This is a genomic window from Brevundimonas sp., assembly GCF_032017145.1.
GTDB lineage: Bacteria > Pseudomonadota > Alphaproteobacteria > Caulobacterales > Caulobacteraceae > Brevundimonas.
Window position 1 is genome coordinate 1 of record NZ_DALZQC010000198.1, and the last position, 2620, is coordinate 2620.

The window sequence follows — 2620 nt, forward strand, 5'->3', positions numbered from 1 at the left end:
CGAGCGGCGTCTGCTCCAGGTCTCGGCCCGCCTGTCGCCCGCCCCGCTGCATCGGCGGCTGGACCAGCGCGAAGCCCGGCTGCTGGCGGCGACGACGCGGCTGGACGCCTTCCCAGAACGTAGACTCGAACGCGACGCAGACCGTCTGGCGGCCCTGTCGCGGGCGCTGGCCACGCTGGACCCCGGCCGGCCCAAGCCCGGCTTCGCCCGGGTCGAGGATACGGACGGCGGCTGGATCACCTCGGCCGCCGCGCTGGAGGCGGGTCAGGCGGTTCGGCTGGTGTTCGGCGACGGCGCGCAACCCGCCACGATCGACGGCGGCGAAGCCCGGCCGACGCCTGCGCGTGCGCCGGCCAAACCGAAACCGCCCGCGGCGGGTCAGGGAACCCTTTTCTAGCGTCTCGATGAGCGTCATTCCGGGGCGTCCGCAGGACGAACCAGGAACCCGGGAGGCGTGCATCCGGCCCCGGATCATGACTGTGGCCCCGGGTTCCGGGTGCTTCGCTTCGCTTAGCCCCGCAATGACGACCGTGTGGTTCGTCACACAGCATCGACAGGCCCTAGGGCAGGGCGACCTGATCCGACGCGCGGTTTTCCGCTTCGCCCCGGCGGCGCTTCCTGCTAACCGGCCCGGCATGAAGATCACCCGCCTCGCCGTCACCGCCTATGTCTTCGCGCTTCTGATCATCCTGCTGGACCAGGCGACCAAGGCCTGGGTCATCAGCGGCCTGACCCTGCACGAGGTCGGGCGCATCCCCGTCCTGCCGCCCATCCTGAACTTCAGTTGGGTGGAGAACACCGGGGTCAGCTTCGGCCTGTTCGGCGGGGGCGAGGCGCGCTGGGGTCTGGCCATCTTCTCCGTCATCGTCTCGGCGGGCCTGGCCTGGTGGGCGACGAAGTCGGATCGCCGCCTTCTGATCACCGCCATCGGCTTCGTCATGGGCGGCGCGCTCGGCAATGTGATCGACCGCATCCGCTTCGGCTATGTGGTCGATTTCATCGACTTCTCCGGCACGGGCGTTTTTCCCTGGGTGTTCAACGTGGCGGACAGCGCCATCACCATCGGCGTGATCCTGCTAATTCTGGACAGCCTGATCTCCGACAAACCCTCGAAAGCCTGAGCGGCTTTCGATTCTCGCGAGCGTGATTCACGATCTCGGCGGGGTCGCCCGCCTCGAACGATCAGGCTCTAGGTTGGCGCGGCCCCCGAAAAGTCGTAATCACCCCGTCTTCACTATGCCAACGGCGCCGTCGCGGCGCTTCGTGCATCAGCCGACCAGAGCCTGAAACCATGCGTATCCGCAGTGTCGCCGTCCTGACCCTCGTCGCCTCCTCCGCCCTCGCCGTCTCGGCCTGCGGCAGCCTGAAGCAGGGCATCGGCCTGACCAAGGTGGTGCCGGACGAGTTCGTCACCGTCTCGACCGCCCCGCTCAGCGTGCCGCCGGAATACGGCCTGCGTCCGCCCGCGCCCGGCCAGCCGCGCCCGCAGGAACTGGCCCCCGAAAGCGCCGCGCGTCAGATCCTGCTGGGTCAGCGTCAGGCCGTCACCCGCACGCCAGGCGAACAGGTTCTGGTGGCCCAGGCCGGCGGCGAGCAGGCCGATCCCCTGGCCCGCTACGTGGTCGACGACGAGTTCGGCGACCTGGCGCACAAGGATGAAAGCTTCGCCAATCGCCTGATGTTCTGGCGCAAGAACGACCCGTCGACCCAGACGGCGACCGTGCGCCAGACCGCCGAGGGCCAGAAGACCATCGACGCCGCCACCGAGGCCGAGCGTCTGCAGGCCCTGACCGGCGGCCGCCAGGCCATCACCATCCAGCCGCGCCGCAGTGGCGGCTTCAAACTGCCCGGTCTGTAAGACCCGCATCGGATCGGACGCTTGCCACGGCGGCGTCCGTCCTTATTGTGAACGGACCTGATGGAGCCGTTCCCATGACCGAAACCCCCGATATCGCCGCCCTGTCCGGGGTCGAACAGCTGCGCCTGGGTCTGAGCGGCGGCTTCGTGGCCCCCATCGCCCGCACGGTCGGCTTCGATCTGACCGAGGTCGAGGAAGGCCGGGTGGTGTTCGAGGCCGTGCCGACGGCCGCCGTCTATAATCCGCTGGGCTCGGTGCATGGCGGCTGGATCGCCACCGTGCTGGATTCGGCCTGCGGCTGCGTGGTGCATTCGACGCTGCGGCCGGGCCAGACCTATACGACGCTGGAGTTGAAGACCGTCTTCCACAAGGCGTTGAGCGCCGGCACGCCGGTCCGCGCCGAGGGGCGAATCGTCCAGACCGGCCGCCGCGCCGCCTTCGCCGAGGCCGATCTGCGCGGTCTGGACGGGCGGCTTTACGCCACCGCGACCTCGACCTGCCTGGTCATGGAGCGATAGGCGGCCAGCAAGCGTTTGCCGCGCCTCGCTTTAGCCGCTATCAGCGGCGAGCGTTCAACGGTCGGCCGCCGATTGTCGTGCGCCCCTTTTCGCTGTCGGAAATATAAGCTGATGCGTCGCGTCCTCACCGCCCTGGCCGCCTTCTCGATCGCGGCCTCCGTCCTGCCGGTCGCCGCCGAGGCCCAATCCCAGCGTCAACGCCAGCGCGGGGGCCAACAGCAGCAGGCGTCGGGCGACGACGCCG

Annotated in this window: 4 protein-coding genes; all 4 read left to right on the forward strand. The window is 69.2% G+C overall.

Features of this window, described 5'->3' with window-relative positions; all coding sequences use genetic code 11:
- Positions 1-397, forward strand: a 397-nt coding sequence (locus RTU05_RS17825) for an exodeoxyribonuclease VII large subunit (protein ID WP_409411649.1), incomplete at its 5' end; no start/stop codon positions are given.
- Between the two features lie 238 nt (positions 398-635).
- Entirely contained in the window at positions 636-1121 is a 486-nt protein-coding gene (lspA, locus tag RTU05_RS17830; protein WP_312599628.1) for a signal peptidase II, read from the forward strand.
- A gap of 170 nt (positions 1122-1291) precedes the next feature.
- A complete protein-coding gene (locus RTU05_RS17835) occupies positions 1292-1858 on the forward strand; it encodes a DUF3035 domain-containing protein (protein WP_248118835.1) in 567 nt (188 codons plus the stop codon).
- 74 nt (positions 1859-1932) lie between these two features.
- Positions 1933-2376 (forward strand): PaaI family thioesterase, encoded by a 444-nt coding sequence (locus tag RTU05_RS17840; RefSeq protein ID WP_312599629.1) that lies wholly within the window; start codon positions 1933-1935, stop codon positions 2374-2376.
- The last annotated feature ends 244 nt before the right edge of the window (positions 2377-2620 follow it).

Coding starts and splice junctions, on each gene's coding strand:
- lspA (WP_312599628.1), top strand. CDS start 636: ATGAAGATCACCCGCCTCGCCGTCACCGCCTATGTCTTCGCGCTTCTG.
- RTU05_RS17835 (WP_248118835.1), top strand. CDS start 1,292: ATGCGTATCCGCAGTGTCGCCGTCCTGACCCTCGTCGCCTCCTCCGCC.
- RTU05_RS17840 (WP_312599629.1), top strand. CDS start 1,933: ATGACCGAAACCCCCGATATCGCCGCCCTGTCCGGGGTCGAACAGCTG.